The 25,354-nt window shown below is 33.2% G+C and carries 22 protein-coding genes; 9 read left to right on the forward strand and 13 right to left on the reverse strand.

Annotation, left to right across the window (positions count from 1 at the left end; translation table 11 throughout):
- Window positions 1-245: 245 nt before the first annotated feature.
- The 8 genes from BZARG_RS10550 to BZARG_RS10585 form a co-directional block, all read right to left on the reverse strand.
- Window positions 246-5,069 carry a T9SS type B sorting domain-containing protein gene (locus BZARG_RS10550; RefSeq protein ID WP_050807303.1) on the reverse strand — a complete coding sequence of 1,608 codons (4,824 nt, stop codon included), beginning with the start codon at window positions 5,067-5,069 and terminating at the stop codon, window positions 246-248.
- Window positions 5,070-5,646: 577 nt separating this feature from the next.
- Complete coding sequence (locus tag BZARG_RS10555; protein WP_008638217.1) at window positions 5,647-8,124, reverse strand: T9SS type B sorting domain-containing protein; 2,478 nt, start codon at window positions 8,122-8,124, stop codon at window positions 5,647-5,649.
- A 95-nt stretch (window positions 8,125-8,219) separates the two neighbouring features.
- Window positions 8,220-9,047, reverse strand: coding sequence for an ABC transporter permease subunit (locus BZARG_RS10560; protein ID WP_008638174.1), 828 nt, complete (start codon window positions 9,045-9,047; stop codon window positions 8,220-8,222).
- A gap of 18 nt (window positions 9,048-9,065) precedes the next feature.
- Window positions 9,066-9,962, reverse strand: a complete 897-nt coding sequence (locus BZARG_RS10565; RefSeq protein WP_008638191.1) for an ABC transporter ATP-binding protein — start codon at window positions 9,960-9,962, stop codon at window positions 9,066-9,068.
- Window positions 9,963-10,099: 137 nt separating this feature from the next.
- Window positions 10,100-10,618 carry an IS1096 element passenger TnpR family protein gene (locus tag BZARG_RS10570; RefSeq protein ID WP_008638182.1) on the reverse strand — a complete coding sequence of 173 codons (519 nt, stop codon included), beginning with the start codon at window positions 10,616-10,618 and terminating at the stop codon, window positions 10,100-10,102.
- 36 nt (window positions 10,619-10,654) lie between these two features.
- A complete protein-coding gene (locus BZARG_RS10575) occupies window positions 10,655-11,668 on the reverse strand; it encodes a COX15/CtaA family protein (RefSeq protein ID WP_008638148.1) in 1,014 nt (337 codons plus the stop codon).
- A 21-nt stretch (window positions 11,669-11,689) separates the two neighbouring features.
- Window positions 11,690-13,117: a CCA tRNA nucleotidyltransferase gene (locus tag BZARG_RS10580; protein ID WP_008638206.1), complete on the reverse strand. Its 1,428-nt coding sequence runs from the start codon at window positions 13,115-13,117 to the stop codon at window positions 11,690-11,692.
- A gap of 93 nt (window positions 13,118-13,210) precedes the next feature.
- Window positions 13,211-13,771, reverse strand: coding sequence for an L-threonylcarbamoyladenylate synthase (locus tag BZARG_RS10585; RefSeq protein ID WP_008638197.1), 561 nt, complete (start codon window positions 13,769-13,771; stop codon window positions 13,211-13,213).
- A gap of 81 nt (window positions 13,772-13,852) precedes the next feature.
- Here BZARG_RS10585 and BZARG_RS10590 point away from each other — a divergent pair, with 81 nt between their 5' ends.
- From BZARG_RS10590 to BZARG_RS10600, 3 genes are read left to right on the forward strand one after another with little or no spacing between them, the layout of a single operon-like run.
- Window positions 13,853-14,932: a DegT/DnrJ/EryC1/StrS family aminotransferase gene (locus BZARG_RS10590; protein WP_008638150.1), complete on the forward strand. Its 1,080-nt coding sequence runs from the start codon at window positions 13,853-13,855 to the stop codon at window positions 14,930-14,932.
- A gap of 1 nt (window position 14,933) precedes the next feature.
- A complete protein-coding gene (locus BZARG_RS10595) occupies window positions 14,934-15,563 on the forward strand; it encodes a PglD-related sugar-binding protein (protein WP_008638211.1) in 630 nt (209 codons plus the stop codon).
- A 4-nt stretch (window positions 15,564-15,567) separates the two neighbouring features.
- On the forward strand, window positions 15,568-16,485 hold the full coding sequence (locus tag BZARG_RS10600; RefSeq protein ID WP_008638154.1) for a glycosyltransferase family 2 protein: 918 nt from the start codon (window positions 15,568-15,570) through the stop codon (window positions 16,483-16,485).
- Here BZARG_RS10600 and BZARG_RS15310 read toward each other — a convergent pair.
- Entirely contained in the window at window positions 16,477-17,472 is a 996-nt protein-coding gene (locus BZARG_RS15310; protein WP_050807304.1) for a glycosyltransferase family 2 protein, read from the reverse strand. The two genes, BZARG_RS10600 and BZARG_RS15310, sit on opposite strands and share 9 nt — an antisense overlap.
- A gap of 68 nt (window positions 17,473-17,540) precedes the next feature.
- On the opposite strand from BZARG_RS15310, the gene BZARG_RS10610 reads away from it, so the two are divergent.
- Complete coding sequence (locus BZARG_RS10610; protein ID WP_008638158.1) at window positions 17,541-18,407, forward strand: hypothetical protein; 867 nt, start codon at window positions 17,541-17,543, stop codon at window positions 18,405-18,407.
- Here the strand turns inward: BZARG_RS10610 and BZARG_RS10615 are convergent.
- Entirely contained in the window at window positions 18,396-19,472 is a 1,077-nt protein-coding gene (locus BZARG_RS10615) for a glycosyltransferase family 4 protein (RefSeq protein WP_008638171.1), read from the reverse strand. The two genes, BZARG_RS10610 and BZARG_RS10615, sit on opposite strands and share 12 nt — an antisense overlap.
- A gap of 91 nt (window positions 19,473-19,563) precedes the next feature.
- Here BZARG_RS10615 and BZARG_RS10620 point away from each other — a divergent pair, with 91 nt between their 5' ends.
- Entirely contained in the window at window positions 19,564-20,328 is a 765-nt protein-coding gene (locus BZARG_RS10620) for a lipopolysaccharide kinase InaA family protein (protein ID WP_008638204.1), read from the forward strand.
- Here BZARG_RS10620 and BZARG_RS10625 read toward each other — a convergent pair whose 3' ends face one another.
- From BZARG_RS10625 to BZARG_RS10635, 3 genes are all read right to left on the reverse strand, one after another.
- Window positions 20,329-21,081 (reverse strand): glycosyltransferase family 2 protein, encoded by a 753-nt coding sequence (locus BZARG_RS10625; RefSeq protein ID WP_008638201.1) that lies wholly within the window; start codon window positions 21,079-21,081, stop codon window positions 20,329-20,331.
- A gap of 7 nt (window positions 21,082-21,088) precedes the next feature.
- Window positions 21,089-22,144 carry a glycosyltransferase family 9 protein gene (locus BZARG_RS10630; RefSeq protein WP_008638144.1) on the reverse strand — a complete coding sequence of 352 codons (1,056 nt, stop codon included), beginning with the start codon at window positions 22,142-22,144 and terminating at the stop codon, window positions 21,089-21,091.
- A gap of 70 nt (window positions 22,145-22,214) precedes the next feature.
- Window positions 22,215-23,030 carry a 2,3,4,5-tetrahydropyridine-2,6-dicarboxylate N-succinyltransferase gene (locus BZARG_RS10635; RefSeq protein ID WP_008638159.1) on the reverse strand — a complete coding sequence of 272 codons (816 nt, stop codon included), beginning with the start codon at window positions 23,028-23,030 and terminating at the stop codon, window positions 22,215-22,217.
- A 150-nt stretch (window positions 23,031-23,180) separates the two neighbouring features.
- On the opposite strand from BZARG_RS10635, the gene ruvX reads away from it, so the two are divergent.
- The 4 genes from ruvX to BZARG_RS10655 all read left to right on the forward strand — a co-directional run bounded on the left by ruvX (window position 23,181) and on the right by BZARG_RS10655 (window position 25,303).
- Window positions 23,181-23,591 (forward strand): Holliday junction resolvase RuvX, encoded by a 411-nt coding sequence (ruvX, locus tag BZARG_RS10640; protein ID WP_008638188.1) that lies wholly within the window; start codon window positions 23,181-23,183, stop codon window positions 23,589-23,591.
- Window positions 23,592-23,874: 283 nt separating this feature from the next.
- A complete protein-coding gene (locus BZARG_RS10645; protein WP_008638168.1) occupies window positions 23,875-24,120 on the forward strand; it encodes a hypothetical protein in 246 nt (81 codons plus the stop codon).
- A 113-nt stretch (window positions 24,121-24,233) separates the two neighbouring features.
- Window positions 24,234-24,824: a peptide deformylase gene (gene def / locus BZARG_RS10650; protein WP_008638209.1), complete on the forward strand. Its 591-nt coding sequence runs from the start codon at window positions 24,234-24,236 to the stop codon at window positions 24,822-24,824.
- A 53-nt stretch (window positions 24,825-24,877) separates the two neighbouring features.
- The gene (locus BZARG_RS10655; protein WP_008638147.1) at window positions 24,878-25,303 is read left to right on the forward strand and encodes a DUF5606 family protein; all 426 of its coding nucleotides are present in this window, start codon (window positions 24,878-24,880) and stop codon (window positions 25,301-25,303) included.
- The last annotated feature ends 51 nt before the right edge of the window (window positions 25,304-25,354 follow it).

The following is a 25,354-nucleotide window of genomic DNA, read 5'->3' on the forward strand; positions in this document are numbered from 1 at the left end:
GGTTGCAAAATTACGGAAAATCTATCATATAAGTAGAGCGCTTTGATTGTCTATTCTAGCATTAAGTATGTGGTGGAAACACCATTAAAATTAGTCGTAAATTTTTTTTATCATTACCTATTAATTATTTTAAATAAATGGAATATCTAAATTAGAACTGCTGGTGTTGTTTTTATTGTTTTGATCTTCAGAAGATTGATTGTTTTAATTTACAATATCAGTTTACGATTTTGCTTATTATTTTATTAGCGTTTTAGGGTAAAGTGGCGTTTGACTTCAAAAGAAATTTCACCTTTTTTAACTTTGGCTACAAACCAATAATCGTCCGTTGGCATATTAGCACCATTGTATGTGCCGTCCCAACCAATGGATGTGTGATTTAATGTTTTTAGTAACTTTCCATAGCGATCAAAAATATAAACTATAGTTCCTGGAATTTGATTGACACCTGTAATATGCCACGTATCATTTTGGCCGTCATTATTAGGGGTAAAAAACAATGGCGCATCAATAATAACAATATCTTTCATTGTGGATGCGCAGCCGTTTAAATCATAAACTTCAATGGTATGTGGCCCGATAGTCACGTTATAAAATACATTGGATGTTTGCGGTTCACCATCATCCAAAATATATACATAATCACCAATACCGCTAATAGTAACGGTAATGTTATTCGGGTTTGAGAAATCTACGGTTTCCGTGAATTCTATAGTTGCCGATTCAGATTCGATAACGTTGAAGGTTTCAGAAGTGATGCAGCCAAATTGGGATTTTACTGTTATCGAATAAGAACCTATTTCTGTGATTTCAATTTCTGATGAGGTAGCGTTTGTAGACCATAAATAAGTATCTGTATCAAAACCCGTTGCTGCTGAAACAACAAGCGGTAAATTATCTATACATACCGGTTGATCTGAAATTTCTACAAATGGTTTTCGTGAAACAAAAATGATAAAGCTTGTGGTATTAAAACAATTTGTTGCTTTATTTTGCACACGGACGTAAATTACTTGTTCATGAAAAGCGTTGTAGTTTAAATCAGAAATAGGATTTACGTTTTCGAGGGCTTCAATTTCTAATTCGAAATAAGACACTACAAAATCAGCAGGATTTTGACCTCCCAAAATTGTTAGTGTTTGTTCGGAAAGATCAAAAATCAACATGCTATCAAAATCGTCATCACAAGTTTCTAAATTAGGAGGTGAAATAGCAATTGGGCTTGGGTTAACTACTAAAGTAAAGTTGCTAATAGTAAAACAGCTAGTAAGGGTGTTTTCTGCCCGAACGTAAAGAATATCGCTGTAAGAACTATAATTGTAATTGGGGTTTAATGCGTTTTGAGCTGTTTCAGCTTGTGTCTGCGATATGTAAAACGTCAATTCTATATTTTCTTGATTTCCTATTAAAGCTTCAGTTGTTTCCTGTAAATCGAAACTGTTATCTACGGTATTACAAATAGGGAAATTAGAAATGAGGTTTAAAGGTGGCGGTAAATTTACTTCTAATTCTAGAGGTACCATTACGTAACATTTCGAAACCGTATTGGTTACACGAATATAAACCATTTGTGGATTTATAATATTATTATAAGCTTGTGGATTGGGAATATTATTAATATTATCCGCCAAGTCTATTACCGTTTCATGATAGGTTACTAAAATATCATCTTTTCTAATGTCGAGTACTTCCAATGTTGCTACGGTTAAATCAAATGTGGATAAACCATCCGCATCTGTGTCACAATTAATCATTTTTGATGCTTGATTTACACGAGGAACTTTGATTACGTTTAATCCAAACTGTGCAATACCATGGCAATAGGTGCCGTTTTCAATACGTGTAAATATTTGTTGCGGATTGGTTTGATTGGTGTAATTTAAATCGATTGGATTTTCAGCGTTATCGGCATCCTGGAAACTTTCATAAAAAGTAATTGTTAAGTTATCCGTGCTACCAGCGCTTATTTGAGTTTGGATAGCGGTTAAATTGAAAAGCTCTTGGCCGTCATTCGAAACATCATCACATAAAAAGATGTTTACTGGTGCATTATATATAGGAACCGATCCGACTTCAATAAAAAATGTACTCAGGCCAAAACAACTGGTGTCACTGATGTTTTCTACACGAACATGAATGAGCTGTGGATTTGATTTGTTTTCATAAACACTTGTTTTATCAATACTATTGGCGTTGTTCAAAGCATCTGTCGCATTTTCAAAGTATATAACACGTTTGCCAGTTTGCCCATTTATAATATCAGCATCTTTATCTTCAAAGATAAATTCAGCTATTTGATCGCCGTCTGTTTCGCAATTATTAAAATCAGAAATCGTAGTAAAGACTGGTAAAGTATTAACTATGATTTCAAAACTTTCAATATTAAAACAGCCTGTAGATATGCGTTCAATTCTAGTAAAAATAGATTGCGTATCGGCGTTGTATGCTGTGGTGTTTGTAATTCTATCGTAATCGTTTTCAGCTTCAGTCAAGGATCTGTAAAAATTAATACTTAAGTTGGTCGTATTACTAACGATTTCTGAAACTTTAGCCTCTAAATTAATGATACTAAAACCATCTTGATCGTCATCGCAGATAATTTCATCGCTGGGCTTTGTGCTTAATGGCGCTGGTAGCACTTCAACTTCTAATGGCTGCACATCATAGCAGCCTGAAGCATTTTGAACGCGAACATATAATACAAATGGATTGCTCACGTTATTATAAAATCTGGGTAGACGATTTGTATTATTCATGGCATTTTCTTCTGAAAGAAAATAATTAATACGCCCTCTAGGAACTCCTGTTAGCACATAGTTATTAAAACTATATAAATCTACGGAAGTAAAAGTGTCGTCATCTGAACTACAAAGGGTAACTGAACCTAAAGTTGGTAAATTTAAGGCAGGAAGAATTATCAGATCAATTTCTGAACCAACGCTACAATATGAGTTTTTAAGTGTTATAAATAACTTCTGTGGTGTTTGGGTTACTTCATATGGAGTGGATGTAGCAATAGGATTGGTTCCTGCAGCTTGATCGGTTGCATTTTTATAAAAAGTAATAGTCGTAGCTATTAAACCACTAGTAATAGTATTGGCAATGTTTTCGAGATTAAATATGGCAATACCATCATTAGATGCGTCATCGCAAAGCGAGAAATTCCGAATATTGCTTTTATTTATCAATAAATTAGCGTGTAATTCAATACTGGCAATGGAAGCACAGCCAGTTGTATTGTCTTCTACACGGATGAAGATAATTTGAAAATCTCGTACAGTGTTTGTGTAATTTGTAATATTAGAAATCGGGTTAGCGTCTGTTTGAGCATCTTCATTGGTTTCATGGAACGATGTGCTAACATTTATTAAGCCATCCAAAACATCGTCAATAATAGATGTTAAGTCGAAAATTTCAAAACCACCATCGTCTTGTGCACAAGCATCAATAGTATGAGTTTGGCTATCAATATCCGGACTATCTAAAACCCTTACACCCAAAGTTGTTGTGTTTCGACAGCCAGTTCTTGAGTCTACAACACTAACAAAAAGCAGATCGTTTTGTGTAATATTGGAATAGGGATTGGGAACGGCATTCTCACCACTTTCGGCATCGGTTTGATTATAATGATAAGTGGTTTCGAAATTTGGATTATCGCCAGTGATTTCTGTGTTTTTCACGGTCAAATCGATTAGCGTAAAACCATCACCGTTGCTGTCGTCACAGACTTCTAATAATGAAGGCGGGGTTATAGTTGGTAACGGGTTTACAATTAGGTTTAAAGTTCCAAAAGTTAAACAGCCATTGTCAACATCCAAAATACGTACATGGATTATTTGCGGGTTTGTTGTGTTTTTTGTGGGTGTGGTTATAGGGAAACTACCGACATGCGCATTATTGGTATTATAATGATATGAAATAGTGTAATTCCCGCTTGGAACGGCTGCCAAAACCTCTGAATCTTTTATTGATAAATCGAAGGTCTCAACACCATTATTACTAACGTCGTCACAAACTATAAAATCAGGAATATACTCCACCGCTCGTTCCGAATTTAAAGTAATTGAAATCGTATCTTCAATTTCACAAATAGTATTGTTTATAGGAATTGAGATAGTAACGGTGTAAATACCTGAAGAATTTACTATTAAGGTTGAACTGTTTTCTCCAATTAGTGGTGTGCCATTTTCTAACCATGTGTAAGTTGCTAAAGAATTTTGAATGTTACCGTCTAAAGTAACGCTATTAGCACAGGTTGTAATATCAGGACCTAGATCTACAGAAGAATTAAAGCTATTGCCTTCAATGAAAACAGCGGAATCGAAGTTTTCATCACGTTGATCGGCAATAACTAATTTTATATGATACTTTACGTTAGGCTGGATAATTGCCGATGCCGTTAAAACTATTGTTCTTCCATTAAAATTGGTGTCACCTAAATTGTAGCCATCAAAATATTGTTCGTTTTCTGCAGGACAAAACCCTACAATTTCCTCATGAATAGTACTCGTGTTAACGGGTATAATAGTTCCTGGAATTAAAGCGACATTAATATAAGGATCTGATGTACCAGCTTCTTTGATCAGGAATGCAAATCCATCGGAATATTGACAAGGATAATTATCGAAATACTCCTCTGAAGCTAGAATATAGTTAAACTGAACTTGGTTAGAAATGGATTTAAAATCAAACTCGATAGACGTGGCATTTAATGTATTGGTAAGTCCTAAAGCAGTTTCTAAATCAGGATCAGTGAGCCAATCCACATCGCCGTCATTTAATGGGGTTGTATTGATGGAATTTCCCGCAGATACGGCCGCTCCTGTAGATAAAAGAATACCATTTGCAAAAGGGAATGAGGAGTCACCACGGTCAAAATAACCAAAACTATTAATGTTATTAATGGTTCCGTTTATAATTGATTGTACATTAGAAATTTCTACACAGCCTTCAATTAAACGGTCTTCAATAAGTTCTTTTGCCGTAAATGTATCGTTAATAGATATATTTTGTGCAAACCCATTATTAATAAAGGTTGCTAACAAACAGACGAAGAATAAATACTTCATTTCTTCAAAATTGAAATTATAAAATTAAGAGACTAATTTTTTGTAAAATTATTAATAAAAACCAGATGAAATACGAAGTTATTCGCTGAAACGCTGGTTTGTGTCAAGTTGCAGGTTTAGGGGTAAGTTGAAATCGTTTAAACGAAGTTTCTATAAACAGGTTTCAGGTTCTAATTTATAGTCTTCATTTATAGGTCTTCATGGGTTTTTTATGCCAAGGAATATTATTGTCACTTTCAAAAAGGTGTGTTCCTCAGTAATTCTAATTTTTAAAATAATATATCATTATTACTCATCAAATCAATCGTTATAACCGCTTTAATTCTTAATAGATACTGGAAGAATATAAGACTGATGGTTAACAACTGATCTACTAAATTTATGAAAAAGAAAGCACAATTCCATTTTTACGCGAATATATATTTATTGAGAACAAGACGTGTTTTAATAAACCATATAAATATTTCAATTGGAGTAATCTCCTAAAGAAGTATTGTATGCACTAAATGGAATATCGTATAAACGGATAATTGGTGAAGTGAATTGATGTTATAGTTTAAAAATAGAATTCTAAATTTTAGCGTTTTAAGGTAAAGTGACTTTTAAATATTCTACCATCTTGTAACTTTACCGAAAACCAATAATCGTCATTTGGTAAGGTTTGGCCATTGTACGAGCCGTCCCATCCATTGCCTGTAGGGTTTAGTTCTTTTAATAATTTACCGTAGCGATCAAAGATTAATATACGAGAATTCGGTTGAAAATGCTCTGATATTCCTTTAATATTCCAGGTGTCATTTGCGCCATCGCCATTTGGTGTAAAGAATTTTGGAAAGCCTATTACAGAAACCATGGAATTCACTAAACCACAATTATTTTTAATATCACGAACGCTAGCTGTGTAAATTCCAGGTGAAACGTTAGTAAATTCATTACTCGTTTGATAATCTGCAAATAATGATCCTGCAGCATCAAAAAGGGCAAATTCATATTCGCCTTCACCAGTAGCGATAACGATTATTGTGTTATTGTCTTGTTGTCCATCTTGGACGTTAATAGTTTCAATAGTAGCAATATTTGAAGGTTCTACAGTAATGAATCGCGTTTGAGTACAACCAGAACTATTAGTTGCCGTTACTGTATACGTACCAATTTCATTTATAGAAATACGGTTGGTTGTATCTCCAGAAGACCAAACGTATGTATAATTGCTAGGTGAATCGTTTACAATGCCAGCAGATAAAAGGATATTCTGCGGAAATGTGTTTAAACAATATAATACTGTTTCATTAGGCGCTAATTTAGGTCTTGCAGTAACGGTTAAAGCTACTTCCCCAATACCATAACAAGCGTTATTATTTTCAGCACGAGAATATATAACTTGATTATAAGGCGTTAAGTTGGCGTATGGTGTTATTAATGGATTTTGTTCCAATAATGCATCTTTATAGGTATCATAATAAGTTATAGGAAAGGCTACATTATTGTCCTGTTGAATAGCAGTTGTAATCGTATTTAAATCGAAAGTATGAATTCCGTCTTCGGCGTCTATATCCTCACAGACTTCAGGTGCTTGGTAGTTGTTTATTTGTGTGGTACTGACTTCTAAAGATAATTCTGCCACGCTAAAACATAGCGTCGTGTTATCAATAATTTTGGCAAAAACTATTTGAGGGTTGGATGTATTTATATAACCTAATGCATCTAGCATATTGGAACCATTTTCAACATCGCTTTGGTTTGTATAATATTCAATTGAAGCAATTGTTGAATTTACTGATAAAGCATCGAAAGCTTCATCCAAATTAAAAGCGGTTCTACCGTCCTTATTGCCATCCTCATCACATTGAAGCAAGCTACTATTAGAAGCTAGTGGTAAGAGGTTAACAATTAGATTAAACGATGTGGTACTATAACAGCTTGTTTCTAATACATTCTCGATTCTTACAAAAATTCCTTCTTGAAAAGGGGTTTGGTTGTAATAGCTGTCTGGATGTGGATTTGTGCCAGTATCTGCATCTACTTGGGAATTGTGATAAGAAATATTTAATTCAGAAGCGCTCTGTCCGTTTAAAATTTCTTCATCTTTTGATGCTAAATCGAAAATAATTTGACCATTAGAAGCATCACCATCATCAAAATTATCACATAAATTATAGTCTGAAGGAACACTGAAGTCGGGACCAGGAGAGACAGTAAGTTTAAAAGGAATTATTTCGAAACATCCCGTATTATCATTGGTTATTTTAGCATAAACTTCTTGAGGATTAATGATGTTTGTAAACAATCCCGTGATAGGGTTGACATTGATATTGGCATCACTTTCAGAAATGAAGTAGTCTACGCTAACATTCATTTGACTTCCTATAATTTGTTTAGTGTTAACACTTAAATCAAAAGTTGTTTGACCATCAGTTTTAGGCGTAATCATATCACAGTTTTCTAAATTCAGAGTATTAGTTCCTGGGATATTGCTAGCTTCATTTGTGGGAGGACTTGCAAATTGAGCAGTTCCAATCCATTCTAAATTAAACGAGCTGTTACCAATTGGCCTATCTATTACAATAAAATAAGTTTCTCCGGCAGTAACAGTCAACCATTCTACAAAACTATCACCTACGGGACCAGGTCCACCGCTAGTTAAATTTGATGGCGTATCTCTCATTCCTGTTAAATTATTTCCTTGATTTGCTGCTTGCGGATTGGTTGTTGAACAGCGAATGGCAGGACTTAAATTACCACAAACCGAATTAGGGCCAAATACGAAAAAATCGTAATCTTCATTGATATCGGTACTATTAGGTGTAAGTATAAAACCTAAAGTTCCATCAGTTACCAGCGTAACCTTTAGCCATAGACTATTATGTTCTTCGCTGTCGCAGTTGTTTAAACCCGTAAGCTCTTGCATGCCCACTCCACCAACATTTAAGTTAATTTCAGAGTTTCCACAAACGATAATGGCGTCAACACAATCTGTAGGAGCCTGTGCGTTTGAATTATATGTGATCAAATATATAAAAAACAAGCAAACTTTTAATTTTAAAAAACTTTTCAAATAAGTAACGTTTTAGAGTGAAATGACTTATAACATAGGACTATCTTGTAATTGTCCAGACAACTAGAGTCGTCAATGGCATCTACAATAGAAAATTATAGATCGCGCTTTTTTAACAATTTTAAAGATAAAAACACAAGTATAGCTATCCAAGCTAAAACAATAGCAATTTCATACCAATGAACGGCGTAATCGTAAGCTAAATCAGCCTTATCTGGAAATTTAGTTATCATAAGACGTTGAAATGGTTGATCTATTAAATTGTACATGGATTCTAAAGGTAAGAAACCCTTAACTTTAAAAGCAGCTTCGGAGGATCCAAGTATATTATAGGCGCCCCAATATATTAACCATTCTACAATATATAGTACGAATAAAAAGGCTAATGCAAATGCAGATCTTTTTAATAACATAGCGAAAAATAAGCAAAGCGTAAAAAATCCAACAAGCTTAATAAAGTAAGCAAGTAAAAATTCCGTTTCTCTAAAGATTATACTCGCTTCTGTATAGCTAGAATAGTATAAACCGATAAAAAATGAGGCAACCGCAATTAAAACAGTGGCAACTAGGGAGAAAAATATAATGGTGTAAAACTTGGATAAAATAAATTCCTTTTTACTTAAACCATCTATTAAATTCTGTTTAATGGTTTTATTGCTGTATTCATTGCCAATCATACTAACAACCACAATTGCAAAGAAAAACTTGAAATAGGAAGCAAAGAAGGTTGTAATATGCCAAATTATGGGGAAGTTAAAAATACCTAATTCACCTAATTCCATCGTGAAAAATCCGAAAAAATTAATTTTTATTGATGATAATATCAAAACCGTAAAGGGTAATATAAATGATATAAATATAAGGATTATATTGGTTCTGCTTAAAAGCAGTTTTTGTAGTTCTAAATTGACCAGTCGTAACATGAAGTTGATTTTGTTGGGTTAGTTGTTGTCTGTTAGTTGCAAGAATTGTTCTTCGAGACTCTCTTTTCGTTTCACTAAATGGGTTAAAATAATTCCGTTTTCAAAAAGTAGTTTGTTAACGGTTTTAGCATCCATCGGTTCATCTAAAAAAGCAGTGATTAAATCGCCTTCAACTTTAATTTCACCAAACACTTTTTCTGTTTCTAGGAACTGTTGAAGCTTAATAGTGTTTTCCGCTTTCAGTTCTAAAAACCCATGACTAGATATCATTTCGTCCACACGACCGGAATATAATTTTTTTCCTTTGCTTAAAACTACAACGTGCGAGCACACTTTCTCCACTTCGTCTAGTAAATGAGAAGCTAATAGAACGGTGGTTCCTTGACTTGCAATGAGTTGTATCAAACTTCTGATTTGATGAATACCTTGCGGATCTAATCCGTTGGTGGGCTCATCTAAAATAAGAATTTCTGGATCGTTTAGTAATGCGGAAGCAATGGCTAAACGCTGTTTCATTCCTAAAGAAAAGGTTTGAAACTTGCTATCCCTTCTATCTAATAGTTTAACAAGTTCTAATTTCTCGTCAATTTTGCTATAATCAACACCTTTAATTTTACAAACCAATTTTAGGTTTTGATACGCCGTCATATACGGATAAAAGTTAGGGCGTTCAATAATAGCACCTACTTTTTTAAGCGCATCGTGTGTTGAGGTGCTGCCACCAAACCAGCTAAAATCGCCAGAGGTTTTATTTACCACATTTAGAACAATGCCTAGCGTGGTAGATTTTCCGCTGCCATTAGGTCCTAAAATCCCGTAGACATTACCTTTGTTAATGGTGAATGATAAATTATTTACAGCTGTGAGATAGCCAAATTTTTTGGTAAGATTATTAATATTAAGGATGGTTTCCAAAATGGTCTTGGTTTTGATTATTGATTACATGTATGACGAATAACTCTCTAGTTTGTTACAGGCTAAAATAGAAAAAGCATTCGGTTAGGAATGCTTTTTAATTTATTTATTACTTGTCTGTAAGATGAAAAGGAAGATTAATTCCAATTTTCATCAAAATCTAAATTATCGTAATCATCGATATCTAAATCATCTTCAAACTCATCATTATAGTCGTCAAAATTTTCAGCTTCAAAGTTTTTTTCCGGAGCATTATCAGGTACTTGTCCGTGAACAAACATCAAGTTTGGATAATCTGCACCTTCAGATTCTTCAACAATTTCGGCAAGTTCTACTAAAAATGTCCACATGCTTAAAAAGTCGTATACATAGATCAATTTGGTTCTGGAGTCGCCAACTACTTCATTTAAAGAAGTTTCACTCATGAGTTTTACAGGATTTAACCCTTCACTCATATCAAATAATGAAATTTCTTCACCTTGATTCCATTCGTCATCAGACACATAAAAAGAAGCCATTTCCAAACCGTCAAAACCAAAGGATTGGGTAATGGTGTTATGTAGGTCTTCCAAGGTATCAGTTTCACGAATTTCTAAATCGCGTAAAATGTCCTTGTCCGTGTCGTTATCTAATATTATTCGAAATCTGTATATCATAATCTTATTTATGGCGCAAAGGTAGTTATTTTAATATTATTTGCTAAATCGGTGAAGCGTAAATGTCATAGCGGAAAGTAAGAAAAAAGCACCAATTTGATGTGCTACTCCTAGCCATAAGGGAACTGCATAAATGATGGTTAATACGCCTAATAAAAACTGAAAACCGACTAGAATTAATAGGGAATCAATACCGCTTCTTTGAAGTTTAGTGAGTGTCATTTCGCGCGCTTTAAACCATAAAACAAATATAAAACCTACAACTAAATATGCTAAAGTTCTATGAATAAATTGAATACCGCTTGGGTTTTCAATTAGGTTTTTATAAAACGGATCTAAAATATAAACGGTATAGTGCATAAACTCACCTTCATTCATAAGCGGCCAATGATTATGCAATAATCCCGCTTTTAAACCAGCTACAAAACCACCGTAAATAATTTGAATCAAGAGAACCACATAACTTACAATGATGAGGTTTCTGAATTTTTTGTTTATCGGTTTTTTATTCGGATAAATTAAATCTAAAGCTACCCAAAGCGTAGCGCAAAATGTTAAGAATGCCGTTGTTAAATGCGCAGAAAGTCGGTAGTGACTCACATTAGGGTTATCTACCAAACCACTTTTTACCATAAACCAACCTAGGAAACCTTGAAAAGCGCCTAAACTTAAAAGCACCAAACATTTTTTGATAGTTCTTTTTGTGAGTTGTTTTTTAAACAGAAAATATAAAAATGGAATAATAAAAACCAATCCTATTACACGACCGATTACCCGATGAAACCATTCCCAGAAATAAATACTTTTAAAATCATCTAAAGTAAAATGTGAATGCAATTTTTGAAATTCAGGATATTGCTGATACAAAGCAAAAGCATCTTGCCATTCGGCATCATTTAATGGAGGAATAGTGCCAGTAATAAGTTTATAATCCGACATGGATAATCCAGAATCCGTTAGTCGGGTGATACCACCAACAACCACCATGATAAAAATGAGTACGCAACCAGTAATTAGCCAATAAATGACGTTTTTGTTGTCTTTTTTCATGATTTATAAAGTTTTAATATTTTATTTGTCAGTTGTAACTCTCGTTAATCCCAAGCGTCTGCCTTCCTCTAGCATGAGTTGAAAAGCTGCTTCGTATTCATTTGGAATATCACCTTCCAGAATAGCTTCTTTGATACTTTCTTTAATAGTGCCAATCTCTCGTGATGGTTTTAAACCGAATGTTTCCATAATTTCTTCCCCCGAAACAGGTGGCTGAAAGTTTCTAACCTGATCGCGTTCTTCAACTTCTACGATTTTATCTCTTACATTTTTAAAGTTCTCATGATACTTTTTATACTTCTTAATGTTTTTGGTGGTAATATCGGCTTCACAAAGAATCATTAATTCTTCAACATTGTCGCCAGCATCAAAAACCAAACGTCTAACTGCAGAGTCCGTAGCAATATCATCAGCAAGCGCAATAGGTCTTGAACTCATGAAAACCATTTTTTGAACAAATTTCATTTTATCATTCAAGGGCATTTTTAAACGTTTGAATAAACGATAGACCATTTTAGAGCCTTCAAATTCATGCGCATGAAACGTCCAACCAATTTTTTTATGGAATCGTTTTGTAGGTGCTTTTCCAATATCGTGCAATAGAGCAGCCCAACGAAGCCAAACGTTATCGGTGTTTTTAGATATGTTATCCACCACTTCCAACGTATGATAAAAGTTGTCCTTGTGTCGTTGGCCTTCAATTTCATCAATACCTTTAAGGGCGGTTAGTTCTGGTAGAATTTGGTTTAATAAACCTGTTTGTTCTAAAAGTAAAAATCCGATAGATGGTTTAGGTGATTCCAATATTTTATGAAGCTCAACAACAATCCGTTCTTTAGTAATAATTTCTATTCTGTGATTGTTTTTTGAAATTGAATCCAAAGATTTAGAATCAATAGTAAATCCGAGTTGTGTGGCAAAACGAACGGCACGCATCATTCGTAAAGGATCGTCACTATACGTAATATCTGGGTCGAGTGGTGTACGAATTATTTTGTGTTCTAAATCTAGTTCTCCTTGAAAGGGATCGAGTAAATCGCCATAACTAGACTTATTTAAACTTAATGCTAATGCATTTATAGTGAAATCGCGGCGATTTTGATCATCCTCTAGAGTACCGTTTTCCACAATGGGATTGCGACTGTTTTCGTTATAACTTTCTTTCCTAGCGCCTACAAATTCAATCTCAATATCTTCAAAACGCAACATGGCGGTGCCGTAGGTTTTAAAAACTTGCACTTTAGGTTTATTAGGTAGGTTTTGAGCAACCTGTCTGGCTAACTCAATACCACTGCCAACGGCTACAATATCTATGTCTTTTGGATTGCCACGTTTTAGAAGGAAATCACGTACAAATCCACCAATAACATAAGCATCAATCTGAAGTTCTTGAGCAGATTTTGAAATTATTTTAAATATAGAATGATCTAATGCGTTTTTGTAATTCATGGGTTTCAAATTCCCTGTCTGTTAAAGCCAGGCAAAATTTAAGCACGACATTCCAAAGTTTATTTTGAAAATTAGTACTTAAAATTTGAAGTTTTATGGTCTTATAATCTTAACCGTGCCATCTTCTAATATTTTAATTATTGTTGATGGTTCAGCGTCCGTTTTTTCGTCTTGCAAATTTACAACATAGTCCACATCTTTTAAAATGTCCGCATGTATTTCTTTAAATGATTTTGGAGCACTATTACCGCTGATATTCGCTGATGTAGAAACAAGAGGTTTATTAAAGGCTTTTATTAATTCGTATGCGAAACCTTCTTCAACAATCCGGATTGCTAGTGTATTATCTTGAGCTACTAGATTGGTAGCAATTAAACGCGGGTTATTATATATAATTGTGGTTGGTTTTGTCGCGGTTTTTAAAAATCCGAGGGCTGCTTCTGGGATTTCTTTAATATAGGTTTTAAGCATACCTATACTGCATACTAAACAGATTAGAGCTTTGGTTTCTATACGATTTTTAAGTTTGTAAATTTCAGATACAGCTTTTGGGTTCGTGGCATCGCAACCTAACCCCCAAAGAGTATCGGTGGGGTAGAGGATTGTTTTTCCAGATTTTAAGACGATTAAGGATTCTTTTATATGATCTGTCATTCAGCAAAAATAATAATTGATAACCAATTGTAAACGAATTATATTTGTAATTTGGCACCAAATCCAACAATTAGCGACTTCATGATACATGTTACTAAAACATTTTTGCCTAAGCAAGAAGATTATAATGCATTATTGAAGAGGTCTTGGGATACACAATGGATTACAAATAGAGGTGATTTAGTCAAGGAATTGGAATCTAAAATTAAAGAAACCTTTAATATTCCATATATGATAGCAACAACAAATGGCACTCTACCTTTGCAAATAGCTATTAAAGCATTAGGCCTTACAGGCGAGATTATTACCACGCCCTTTAGTTACATAGCCACCTCTTCTGTTATTGCTTGGGAAGGATGCAAACCCGTTTTTGCGGATATTGATCCGGAGACATTTAATATAGATCCTTCAAAAATAGAAGCGCAAATTACCGCAAAAACTTCTGGAATTATTGCAACACACGTTTTTGGAAACCCTTGTGATATTGAGGCAATGGATAAAATTGCACAAAAGTACAATATAAAAGTCATTTATGATGCGGCTCATTGCTTCGGCGTGGAGTATAAAGGGAAGAGTGTTTTTAATTATGGCGATGTTAGTACTTGTAGTTTTCACGCAACTAAAATCTTCCATACAGGAGAAGGAGGCGCAATGTTTACAAAGGACTTAGAGCTTTTTGAAACCTTATATTACAAACACAATTTTGGACATAATGGTCCGGAAGAATTCCATGGTTTAGGTATCAACGCAAAAATGAGTGAGCTTCAAGCTGCTATGGGATTAGCAGTTTTTCCACATTTTAATGAAATCCTGAAGCGCAGACACCAGCTTTATAACGTATATATAGAAAATTTAAAAGTGTCGGACCAATTACAGTTTCAGAAAATTAGAGAATACACAGCTTACAATTGCGCGTATTTTCCCGTAGTTTTCCTGTCTGAAGATATTTTGGATTTGGTTAAAAATGTACTAAATGGCGAATCTATTTTCCCGCGACGTTATTTTTACCCTTCTTTAAATACGGTCTCTTACTTAAACGGTGAATCTATGCCTATTTCAGAATCCCTTTCAAAACGAATATTATGTTTGCCATTATATTTTGATTTGAAGGAAGACGATGTATTACAGATTTGTCGTTTGATCCATAAAAGTTTAAATTAAATTGAAAAAAGAAATTTATCTACTAGGCGTAGGAAACTATACCGAAGTTATAATTGAATTAGCCCAAGATTGTGATTATGAAGTTAAAGGCCTTTATCATTACAGTTCTGATAGGGTAGGTGAAACTGTTTTTGGTGTTGAGATAATTGGTACTACTGAAAATCTTTTGCAACAAGATATTACGGGCAAAAATTTTGCTGTAACGATGGGTGATAATAAAATTCGAAATGATATTGCAAGCAAACTCCGAGACCGAGGAGCACTAACTCCCAATTTAATTCATCCTCAAGCATTTATTAGTAATTCAGCTATTTTAGGGCAGGGTTGTTTAATTCATTTAAACACAAAGATTAGTACGAAATGTGTTTTAGGAAATGATTGTATTTTAGATTTCAACTGTTATATGGCTCATCATTCAGTTTTAAAAGATGCTTGTTACATGTCTTCTTTTGCTATGGTTGGATCTTATAGTGTCGTTGGCAAACGTACCTTGTTAGGAATGAATTCACTTATTATGCCATTAAGTATAACCTTGGGAAACGATTGTTTAATTGCCGCAAAATCGAATGTAACAAAATCTTTCCCAGACAATTGTGTTCTAGTTGGAAACCCTGCTAGAAAAACAAATTAAATAAATGGAGCCCTTATTAACAATTTGTTGCACTACTTTTAATCATGAAAAATATATAAAAGAGACTTTAGATGGGTTTTTAGCTCAAAAAACAAGTTTTCCAATAGAAATTATTATTCATGATGATGCTTCTACGGATAGCACTGCTGAAATTATAAAGGAATACGCAGAAAAGGACAATCGCATAGTTACTATTTTACAAAGTGAAAATCAATATTCTAAACATATAAAACCATGGCCAAACTTTGTTTTTCCGAAAGCCCGTGGAAAATACATTGCGTTATGTGAAGGTGATGATTATTGGACAGACCCGTTAAAGCTTCAAAAACAAGTTGATTTTTTAGAATTAAATGCTGATTTCGTGATCTCTTGGACTAATTATCAAACTTTTAATGGAAGTAGCTTTTTGCCTAATAAATGGGATCAAAAAGAAGAAAACACGACTATTGATTATTATAATATATTTTCACCTTACTGCACCTTGACTTTAACGGCCGTTTTTAAAAGAGAAGCTTTAAATTTAGAACTTTTAAAATCTTTTAAATACGCCAAAGACAACTCCTTATATATTGTTTTGCTACAAAAAGGAAAAGGTGTTTTTATGGATTTTGAATCCGCTGTTTATCGGGTACATGAAGATGGTGTGTATTCATTACAGTCCGATTTTTTTAAAAATTACTCTTCATACTTAAATGTTAAGGAAGTTACGGATGCCATTCCAAAATCTAGAACGAGTAATGTTAAAAAAGTAATAAAATCTTTAGGAAATGCGGCTGCTTTTGAAGTTTTAAAATTAAAAAATGCAGATGAAAAGCTTACCGAAAACCAATTAAGCTTCATGAAAACATACTTTTGTGAAGCCGATTTTAAAACCAAATTTAAATATTATAAGCGCTTATTAAAATATCAATTTTCACAATAGACATTTGAAGTATAAAATGATTTTGTCGGCCATTTTTAAGGTGTCAAAAAAGGTAGAATCATTTTTTATAAATTTATAAAATGCTTTATTATATCCTATTGCATTTCTGATGCTCCTTTTAATATTGCGGTCTATATGTTTTTTAAATAACTCTTTATTATAAACCTCTAGTTGTTTGTTACGTTTCAGTAAGTCATGAGCGGCATGAATGGTTTTTATTACATCTCCAGATGATTGTTTCCGCTTCAATGAAACGGCATGGATGTAAAATGAAATATTAGGATCAGTTTTAGGAATGCCTAATTGTTCCATTTGTTTTGCTTTTATTAATACCTCTGACTTTCGGAGGTTCGCTTCTTTAGTTTGACTTATATTATTATCATGCCAACGGTATTTTAATAAGGATTCTGGGATATTATGAAATTGCGTTTTATAAATTAGCTGACTCCATAATCCATAATCTTCTGCAGGCACATATTGCTGTTCAAAGCGTAAGTTGCCTAAAGCCGATTTTCTGAACATAACAGTTGGGTTTCCAATGCCACTACTATGCAAAAACTGTATGAGTAAAGCTTCGTGTGAAACTTCATGTTTCACGACTTTTTCTTTTCTGTTTCCGAAAAAGGAAAACCAAGTACCACAAACGCCCACTTCTGGATGTGCGTTTAAATATTTTAGTTGTTTTTCAAAACGAGTTGGTAGCGCAATGTCATCTGCGTCTAACAAAGCTATTAGGTCGGTTTTTGCTATTTGTATACCTTCATTTCGTAAATTTGCAGGACCTTCATTTTTAGTTTTTGTTATTACGGAAATCCGGGAGTCCTGCCTTTTATAATTTTTAAGAATTTCAGCAGTCGAATCGGTTGAATTGTCATTTAATACTAATAAGGAGAATTCTGTAAAGGTTTGATTTAAGACGCTGTCAATGGATTCTTTAAGAAATTTTTCGCCATTGTAAACAGGCATTATTACAGTTAAGACAGGCATTTTTGGACAATTTTAATAACAAAAGTAGTTATTTATATGGCTTAAACTATATTTGTAAAAAATATTCCATGAAAAAGATACATGTTGGTTTTTTACTCTCTTATGATTACGATAAATTAAAAAAATCTATTCCACCAGTTTATCAGGAAGCGGATGCTATTTTTATTGCTATAGATTATAAAAGTCGAACTTGGTCTGGTGAAACCTTCGAAGTAGATCCGGCTTTTTTTGAATGGTTAAAAGAATTTGATATTGATAATAAAATACAATTATATAAAGATGATTTCTATGATTCGAATTTAATCGCTATTGAAAATGATAATCGCGAACGTCACATGTTATCCTTAAAAATGGGTATCGGTAATTGGTTGGTTCAAATTGATAGTGATGAGTATTTTGTCGATTTTGCTAATTTTGTTAAAGACTTAAGACGTTTTGACAGTTACTTGGATAACCCTGAAGAAAAGAACATTCAAATTGCAGCCTTTTTAATCAACTTATATAAATACACCGATAATGGTGTGTTGTTTATAAAGAAGGCAACACGGGGGGTTATAGCAACAAATTACCCCAACTATAAAGTTGCTAGAAACACTCGTAAACGTATTGTTTATACCCAAAACATTTTACTTCACGAAAGTATTGCTAGAGATGAAGCGGAGTTAGTTTTAAAATTGGATAACTGGGGACATAATATTGAAGTTCAAGATAAAGAAGCTTTTTTGGATAAATGGCGAACCACTAATAAGTCCAACTATAAAATTCGTGAAAATTTCTTTTATATCGAACCAGAAAAATGGAAACATTTGGAGTTCTGTGAAGGGAATACCATAGAAAAAATTCGTACAAACATCAATTTAGACAGGATCATGCCTTCAAAATTCTTTATTGCTAAAAAGAATTTAGGTCAATATTTTAAATACTTATTTAAGTAGACTTCTGTAAACATTTAAATACTGTTTAGCCGTGTTGTCCCAAGAATACGAATTGGCATGTTGCTGTAATTTCTCGCTGTAATCGATTTGGTCTTCATTATAAATTTTCATGCCATTTTGAAGAATGTCTGCCATATATTTAGGCTCAAAATGCTCCCAGTAAAATGCATGTTCACCTCCAACTTCAGGAAGTGAACTTTTATCTGATAAAAAAACTGGTTTACCATACTGCATAGCTTCTATTGGCGGAATACCAAAACCTTCCCGTAAGGAAGGAAAGCAAAAGGCGTAACAATTTTTTAAATAATAAGCTTTATCTGTTTCAGAGATTTTTCCCGTTAAAAACACACGGTTTTCAAGTTGTAGTTTATCAACTTTTTTCTTAATTTCTTTAGCATAATCAGTGGTGTTTTTTCCAGAAATAATAAGATTTAATTCGGGAAGATTAGCCAGCATTTCAACCAAAGTATGGAAATTCTTTTTTTCTAAAACTTCCCCTATGGTAAAGATAAAGTCTCCTTTTGGAAGTAAGGCTGGAATATGGTTTTCTGGAATTTCTTTAGGTTTAGAACTCCCGTTATAAATAACATACTCTGGAATGTCAGGTACTTTAAAATAGGTGTGTGTCATGGTTTTGGCATATTCTGAAATATAGGTAATGGCATGACTGCGTTGTAGTTTGTCTTTAAAGAGCCTTATTCGTTTGTTTAAATCATTTCCTGATAATTCTTCCATAAAGTTCACATCGTGAACGGTTAATAAATAAGGAATGTTTTTAAAAGGTTCTATTTTAGTGTTCTGGTTTAAAGAATGCCATAAATTGTATGCCTTTTTAATTCTGAAGATTTTTTTTCGCTGTAAAGAATTGTATTTTTTATAGCAAAATGTCTGTCCAAATTCTTTTTCTAATTTTTCGGGATGTTTGCTGATTAATGTAATTTCAACATCTAAAGCTTTCAGAATATCTTGATGATTATAAAATCCTTTTATTAAATGATAGTTAAACTGACCAAATCCGAAGAATAAATTATCAATATTATGTGACTCTAAACAAATTGTACGCATAGCTGTAGCTTTGGTGCAAAATATATAAATTGCGATTGAACTGCTAATTTAATTCATAATTAAAACAAAATAAATATTGTAATATTGTAACATGAATTATACAGTGCATAAGGCGTTTCAGAAGGATGAACAACAGCTTACAAGTTATATTGAAAACTACGAAACGACTGGAGAAAACTTTGGAAATCAAGATCGGAACTCGCTTAAATTATACGATTTAAACGGATTAACTATCAATGTAAAATCTTTTAAGATTCCTAATTTGGTGAATCAAATTGCCTATCGTTTTTTTAGAAAAAGTAAAGCGCAACGTTCTTTTGAATATGGAAATCGTCTATTGGCGCTAGGAATCGGTACACCGCAACCCATTGCTTTCTACGAGCAGAAAACACTTTTGCTATTCAGAAAAAGCTATTATATTAGTGAACATTTACCATACGATTTAACGTATCGAGAACTGACATTCGATTTTAACATGCCTAATCATGAAGCTATTCTGCGCGCTTTCACGCAATTTACCTTCAGATTGCATGAGGCAGGTGTAAATTTTTTAGATCATTCGCCTGGAAATACGCTTATTCAGATCCATAATGGGAATTATAAATTTTATTTAGTGGATTTAAATCGGATGGAATTTGGCGAAATGGATTTTGAAACACGTATTAAAAACTTTGCTCGTTTAACAATTCATAAATCCATGGTTAAAGTCATGAGTGATGAATATACCAAATTAAGTGGATATAGCTATAAGCAAGTTTTTGATTTGATGTGGGCTGAAACAGAGGCTTTTCAAGAGCGTTTTCATAGAAAAAGACGTATTAAAAATAAGATCTTTTTTTGGAGAAAAAAGGCTTAACTACTTTAGGTTTCTCCGTAATAGCCATAGTTTAACATAGCGCATAAATACAACGTAACCTTGAATAAAACCAATGGTTAAACCAACTACGCCATCTCTGAAGCCACCTTGAACAATATAATGCTTAAAAAAACCCCAAAATGGTTTAATAACGAAATGATAAGGCGTTAAGTTATCTGTTTTTTTATCATATTCTTCAGCTTGTTTTGTCGCGTATCGATTCATTTTTTCAAAATATGCATCGATCGTGGTGTAGGTATTGTGATAAAGTTTATTTTTAAGAAAGCCAACAGAACCTTCCGCTATCATTTCCTCATGAACGAGCTTGTCTTCATATAAACATAAATCTCTTTGAAATAATCGGATAACTTTATCATTACGCCAACCACTATAATTTACGCGTTTTCCCATAAAGTGATTGATTCTACCAATCCAAAATGCCGCATGTTTTTGTTCTGTGTTTAGGATATCAATTATTTCAGCTTGCAATTCAGGTGTCACGCGTTCATCGGCATCCACAATTAAAACCCATTCATATTCAGCTTGTGGAATAATCCAGTTTTTTTGCTCCGCATGATAAGTAAATTTACGTTGAATAACACTTGCGTTCAAGCTTTTTGCTTTTTCAAATGTACCATCCGTGCTAAAACTATCAACCACTATAATTTGATCAGCAAAACTTACTGACGCAATTACGGATTCAATATTATGAATTTCATCTTTGGTTAAAATGATAGCTGTTAATTTTTTCATATTAGACTTAGAGGCTTTTTAGAAAATTATCTAATTTTATTTTGAATAAATCTGGTGTAAATTTTTGATACAAATCCATGGCATGCGGTTTTACTTTTTTTTCAGTTTTTCCGCTGTATAATTTAGATTGGTAATCTTTTAAATGTACGGATTCGTTAACGTTTTCTTCTTCAAAAATATTCCAAGTGGCTTTATCAACCCACGTTGAAAAAATAGTAAAAGTTTTAATATTGAGCGCTTTTGCCATATTTACAGCACCACCTTCATTACCAATCAACGCATGACAATGTGCCGTTAAAGCTAAAAACTCACGTATACTCTTTCCGAAAAGATCCATATAAATATGATTCTGGGTTTCAGGTTGGCATAAGTTGAAAATAGCTTGAGCTTCAACTTCTTGTTTCGGAATATAATTAAACAATATCTGACCATCGGTGCTGTCTACAATCTGATCAATTACCTTGGCCATATATTCAAATGGATATGTTTTGTTTGGACCACTTCCTAAAACACTAATCATAATTAGTGGTTTCTCTAGACTGATGCCTTTAGAAATTAAAAACTGTTTACTCGTTTCTAATTCTTTAGAGGTTAAATAAATTTTAGGTTTAGCGGCTTGTATTTTAATATCCAAAGGCTCTAACAATTGTAACCTGTTTACAATAGCCAAACCGCAAGCTTTATTTGTATGTTTAAGTCGTTTTATGTTATGCGTATATAAAACGCTAGTGTAAGATTTATAATAAGAAATTTTAATTTTAGCACCCGATAAGGTGGTGATCAGATTACTGGATAATTTAGAATACACATCAATGACCACATCATAATTTGACTTTCTAACGGCTATCGCCAAATCCCAAAGGGCAGATTTGCGCTTTTCGACTTCTGGCGTTAATAGTATGTAGTTGTCAATAAAAGGATTGTTTTCAACAACAGCCATGGTATGCGAATTAATTAAATAATCCAATTGCGCTTTTGGATATCGCTCACGCAAAGCCTCAAACAGGATGCTAGACGTGAGCACATCGCCAATCATTTTTTGTTGTATGACTAAAATTTTCAAAAAATCTATTTGTTTTTATTAATTGCAAAGGATAACGTATCCTGATAACTTTCGGAAATGCAAAATAAATTTATACCGCTACATTATATTCACGTAGAGCGTCATTTAAAGATGTCTTTTTATCCGTACTTTCTTTACGTTTTCCAATAATTAGAGCACATGGCACTTGAAATTCACCTGCTTTAAACTTCTTGGTGTAACTACCTGGAATTACTACCGAACGTGCTGGAATTACACCTTTTGTTTCTACAGGTTCGTCTCCAGTAACATCTATAATTTTTGTGCTCATGGTTAAAACGACATTTGCGCCTAAAACAGCTTCTTTTTCTACACGTACACCTTCAACAACAATACAACGGGAGCCAATAAAAGCACCATCTTCAATAATAACTGGTGCTGCTTGAAGTGGTTCTAAAACACCACCAATACCAACACCACCTGATAGATGTACATTTTTGCCAATTTGTGCACAACTTCCAACGGTTGCCCATGTGTCCACCATAGTACCTTCGCCTACATAAGCGCCAATATTAACGTAGCTCGGCATAAGGATTACACCTTTTGAAATATAAGCACCATAACGTGCTACAGCATGTGGTACTACTCGAATACCTTTATCTGCATAACCTGTTTTTAATGGAATTTTATCGTGATATTCAAAAATACCGACTTCAAAAGTTTCCATTCTCTGAATTGGGAAATAAAGAACAACTGCCTTTTTCACCCATTCGTTTACTTGCCAGCCGTCTGAAGTTGGTTCAGCAACACGTAAAGTTCCATCATCAAGTAAATCAATAACACTTCTTATGCTATCAATAGTTACTTTGTCGGTTAATAATTCGCGGTTTTCCCACGCATCTTCGATTATATGCTGTAATTGTTTCATAATATTTTTTACTAAAAATTGAAAACCTAAATTTTAGATTCCTGCTCTTTTCACAAAGATAAAGTTATAATTGAATTCTTGATAATTGATTCGTTTTAAATAAGCGCTTTTCCGATTAAGATTTCATTTTTAGTAGTAACTTTGCCAGATATGGGACGCATACTTGCAATAGATTTCGGTAAAGTTAGAACAGGGATTGCTGTTACAGATGAACTTCAAATAATAGCATCTGGTTTAACAACAGTAGACACCAAGAAGCTTATAAGCTTTTTAATCGATTATGTTAAAATCGAATCGGTGGAATTATTCCTTGTTGGCGAACCTAAACAAATGAATAATGATCCTTCTGAAAGTGAAGTGCTTATTTTACCGTTTTTAGAAAAGTTACAAAAATCAATTCCCCAAATTCCTGTAAAACGGGTGGATGAACGTTTTACATCAAAAATGGCATTTCAAACTATGATAGATAGCGGTATGTCCAAGAAAAAGCGCCAAAATAAAGCCTTGGTTGATGAAATTAGTGCCACTTTAATTCTTCAAAGTTATTTGTATTCTAAATAAAAAGTGGACAATAATTTTAATTTATTGGTTTTCAATAATGTCTTAAATTCACCTTAATATCTTATAAAGCTCTTTTTTAAGAGTTGGGTTATGCCAACAACATGGATGCATTTTATTATATATCGATGAAACACCAATTTTAAATGTTTATCTGTGATACGTTTATCGATGAAATAATGGTTTTTACCTTATAAACGAATATACCTTCTGTTTCAACAAATTAATTCTGTTTCTGCTAGGTAACGATAGTATATTTGATTTGTTCAAAAAAAGTAAATCAAAAATGAAGCAGTTTTTACTAGTAGGATTTTTTACCTTATTAAGTTTAGCAAGTATGCAAGCAGAAACTTCAAATAAAAAAGAAGTTATTGAAAATAGTGAGCCAGTTTCAGAACTATTTATAGAGTTAAAAACAAATTCTTTTAAAGTTTCGGCCAAAAAGAAAGATATCTTAATTGAAAAGATTCAACTAAAATTAAATGGAAAAATCAATTTATTTGTCTTAAAAGAAAGGCGTGTCTTCTGTTAAGAACAGGTAAATTTTAATTGATAAAGTACCAAGCTCCTTTTTTAAGGAGTTTTTTTATGCGTATCTATAAGAAGAATTGTATTTTTGCACTGAATTTTTAGAAATCGAAATCCATGATATTACCCGTTGTAGCCTATGGCGATCCTGTTTTAAAAAAAGTAGGAAAAGAAATAACTAAAGACTACCCAAAATTGGATGAGCTATTAGATAACATGTATGACACCATGTATAATGCCTTTGGTGTTGGTCTTGCTGCGCCACAAGTGGGTCTGGATATTAGATTGTTTTTGGTCGACACATCCCCTTTTGCTGATGACGAAGCGCTTACAGAAGAAGAACAGGCCTATTTAAAAGATTTTAAGCAAACATTTATAAATGCCAAAATTTTGGAAGAAACAGGCGATGAATGGGCTTTTAATGAAGGCTGTTTAAGTATTCCGGACGTTCGCGAAGATGTATTTAGAAAACCAACTATTATTATGGAGTTTCATGATGAAAATTTCGAAAAGCATACCAAAACCTTCGATGGTTTAATTGCCCGTGTTATTCAGCATGAATACGATCATATTGACGGAATTCTATTTACGGATAAATTGTCATCATTAAAAAAACGTTTGATAAAAAGCAGATTATCAAATATTTCCAAAGGAAAAATTAGTGTGGATTATAGAATGCGTTTTCCAAATCAAAAAAAGAAACGATAATATTTGTTTAACATAGGTAAACGTTTGATATTTGTCCACTTTAAAATGAAAATATGAGTTTAGAAAAAGTATTATCAATAGCAGGAAAACCAGGGTTGTATAAAATGATTGCCCAAACACGAGGTGGTTTTGTTGCTGAATCTTTATTGGATGGCAAGAAAATATCTGTTGGTGTGCATCATAATGTAAGCATATTAAGTGAAATTGCTATTTACACGCTTACGGAAGAAAAACCATTACGTGAGGTTCTGAAATTAATTAAAGAGAAGGAATCGGGTAACGAAACAACTGTCAGTCATAAAGAGAGTAAGGATAAATTAGAAGAATATTTCTTTGAAATTTTGCCTGATTATGATGAGGATCGTGTTTATCCTAGTGATATTAAGAAAATTATTCAGTGGTATAACCTACTTCAGAAAAATGATTTATTAGATTTTGAAGAAGAGGCGGAACCCGCAGCTACTGAAGAGGAAGAATAAAATATTTATATATTTATAACTAAAAAATCCAGTAACACATAGCGTGTTACT

Origin of the sequence: Bizionia argentinensis JUB59, from assembly GCF_000224335.1 — a bacterium.
GTDB classification, from domain to species: domain Bacteria; phylum Bacteroidota; class Bacteroidia; order Flavobacteriales; family Flavobacteriaceae; genus Algorimicrobium; species Algorimicrobium argentinense.

What these genes read in the sequence shown, in the direction of transcription:
- BZARG_RS10550 (WP_050807303.1), bottom strand. Translation starts at nt 5,069, where the DNA reads ATGAAGTATTTATTCTTCGTCTGTTTGTTAGCAACCTTTATTAATAAT.
- BZARG_RS10560 (WP_008638174.1), bottom strand. Translation starts at nt 9,047, where the DNA reads ATGTTACGACTGGTCAATTTAGAACTACAAAAACTGCTTTTAAGCAGA.
- BZARG_RS10570 (WP_008638182.1), bottom strand. Translation starts at nt 10,618, where the DNA reads ATGATATACAGATTTCGAATAATATTAGATAACGACACGGACAAGGAC.
- BZARG_RS10575 (WP_008638148.1), bottom strand. Translation starts at nt 11,668, where the DNA reads ATGAAAAAAGACAACAAAAACGTCATTTATTGGCTAATTACTGGTTGC.
- BZARG_RS10580 (WP_008638206.1), bottom strand. Translation starts at nt 13,117, where the DNA reads ATGAATTACAAAAACGCATTAGATCATTCTATATTTAAAATAATTTCA.
- BZARG_RS10585 (WP_008638197.1), bottom strand. Translation starts at nt 13,771, where the DNA reads ATGACAGATCATATAAAAGAATCCTTAATCGTCTTAAAATCTGGAAAA.
- BZARG_RS10590 (WP_008638150.1), top strand. Translation starts at nt 13,853, where the DNA reads ATGATACATGTTACTAAAACATTTTTGCCTAAGCAAGAAGATTATAAT.
- BZARG_RS10600 (WP_008638154.1), top strand. Translation starts at nt 15,568, where the DNA reads ATGGAGCCCTTATTAACAATTTGTTGCACTACTTTTAATCATGAAAAA.
- BZARG_RS15310 (WP_050807304.1), bottom strand. Translation starts at nt 17,472, where the DNA reads ATGCCTGTCTTAACTGTAATAATGCCTGTTTACAATGGCGAAAAATTT.
- BZARG_RS10610 (WP_008638158.1), top strand. Translation starts at nt 17,541, where the DNA reads ATGAAAAAGATACATGTTGGTTTTTTACTCTCTTATGATTACGATAAA.
- BZARG_RS10615 (WP_008638171.1), bottom strand. Translation starts at nt 19,472, where the DNA reads ATGCGTACAATTTGTTTAGAGTCACATAATATTGATAATTTATTCTTC.
- BZARG_RS10620 (WP_008638204.1), top strand. Translation starts at nt 19,564, where the DNA reads ATGAATTATACAGTGCATAAGGCGTTTCAGAAGGATGAACAACAGCTT.
- BZARG_RS10625 (WP_008638201.1), bottom strand. Translation starts at nt 21,081, where the DNA reads ATGAAAAAATTAACAGCTATCATTTTAACCAAAGATGAAATTCATAAT.
- BZARG_RS10635 (WP_008638159.1), bottom strand. Translation starts at nt 23,030, where the DNA reads ATGAAACAATTACAGCATATAATCGAAGATGCGTGGGAAAACCGCGAA.
- ruvX (WP_008638188.1), top strand. Translation starts at nt 23,181, where the DNA reads ATGGGACGCATACTTGCAATAGATTTCGGTAAAGTTAGAACAGGGATT.
- BZARG_RS10645 (WP_008638168.1), top strand. Translation starts at nt 23,875, where the DNA reads ATGAAGCAGTTTTTACTAGTAGGATTTTTTACCTTATTAAGTTTAGCA.
- def (WP_008638209.1), top strand. Translation starts at nt 24,234, where the DNA reads ATGATATTACCCGTTGTAGCCTATGGCGATCCTGTTTTAAAAAAAGTA.
- BZARG_RS10655 (WP_008638147.1), top strand. Translation starts at nt 24,878, where the DNA reads ATGAGTTTAGAAAAAGTATTATCAATAGCAGGAAAACCAGGGTTGTAT.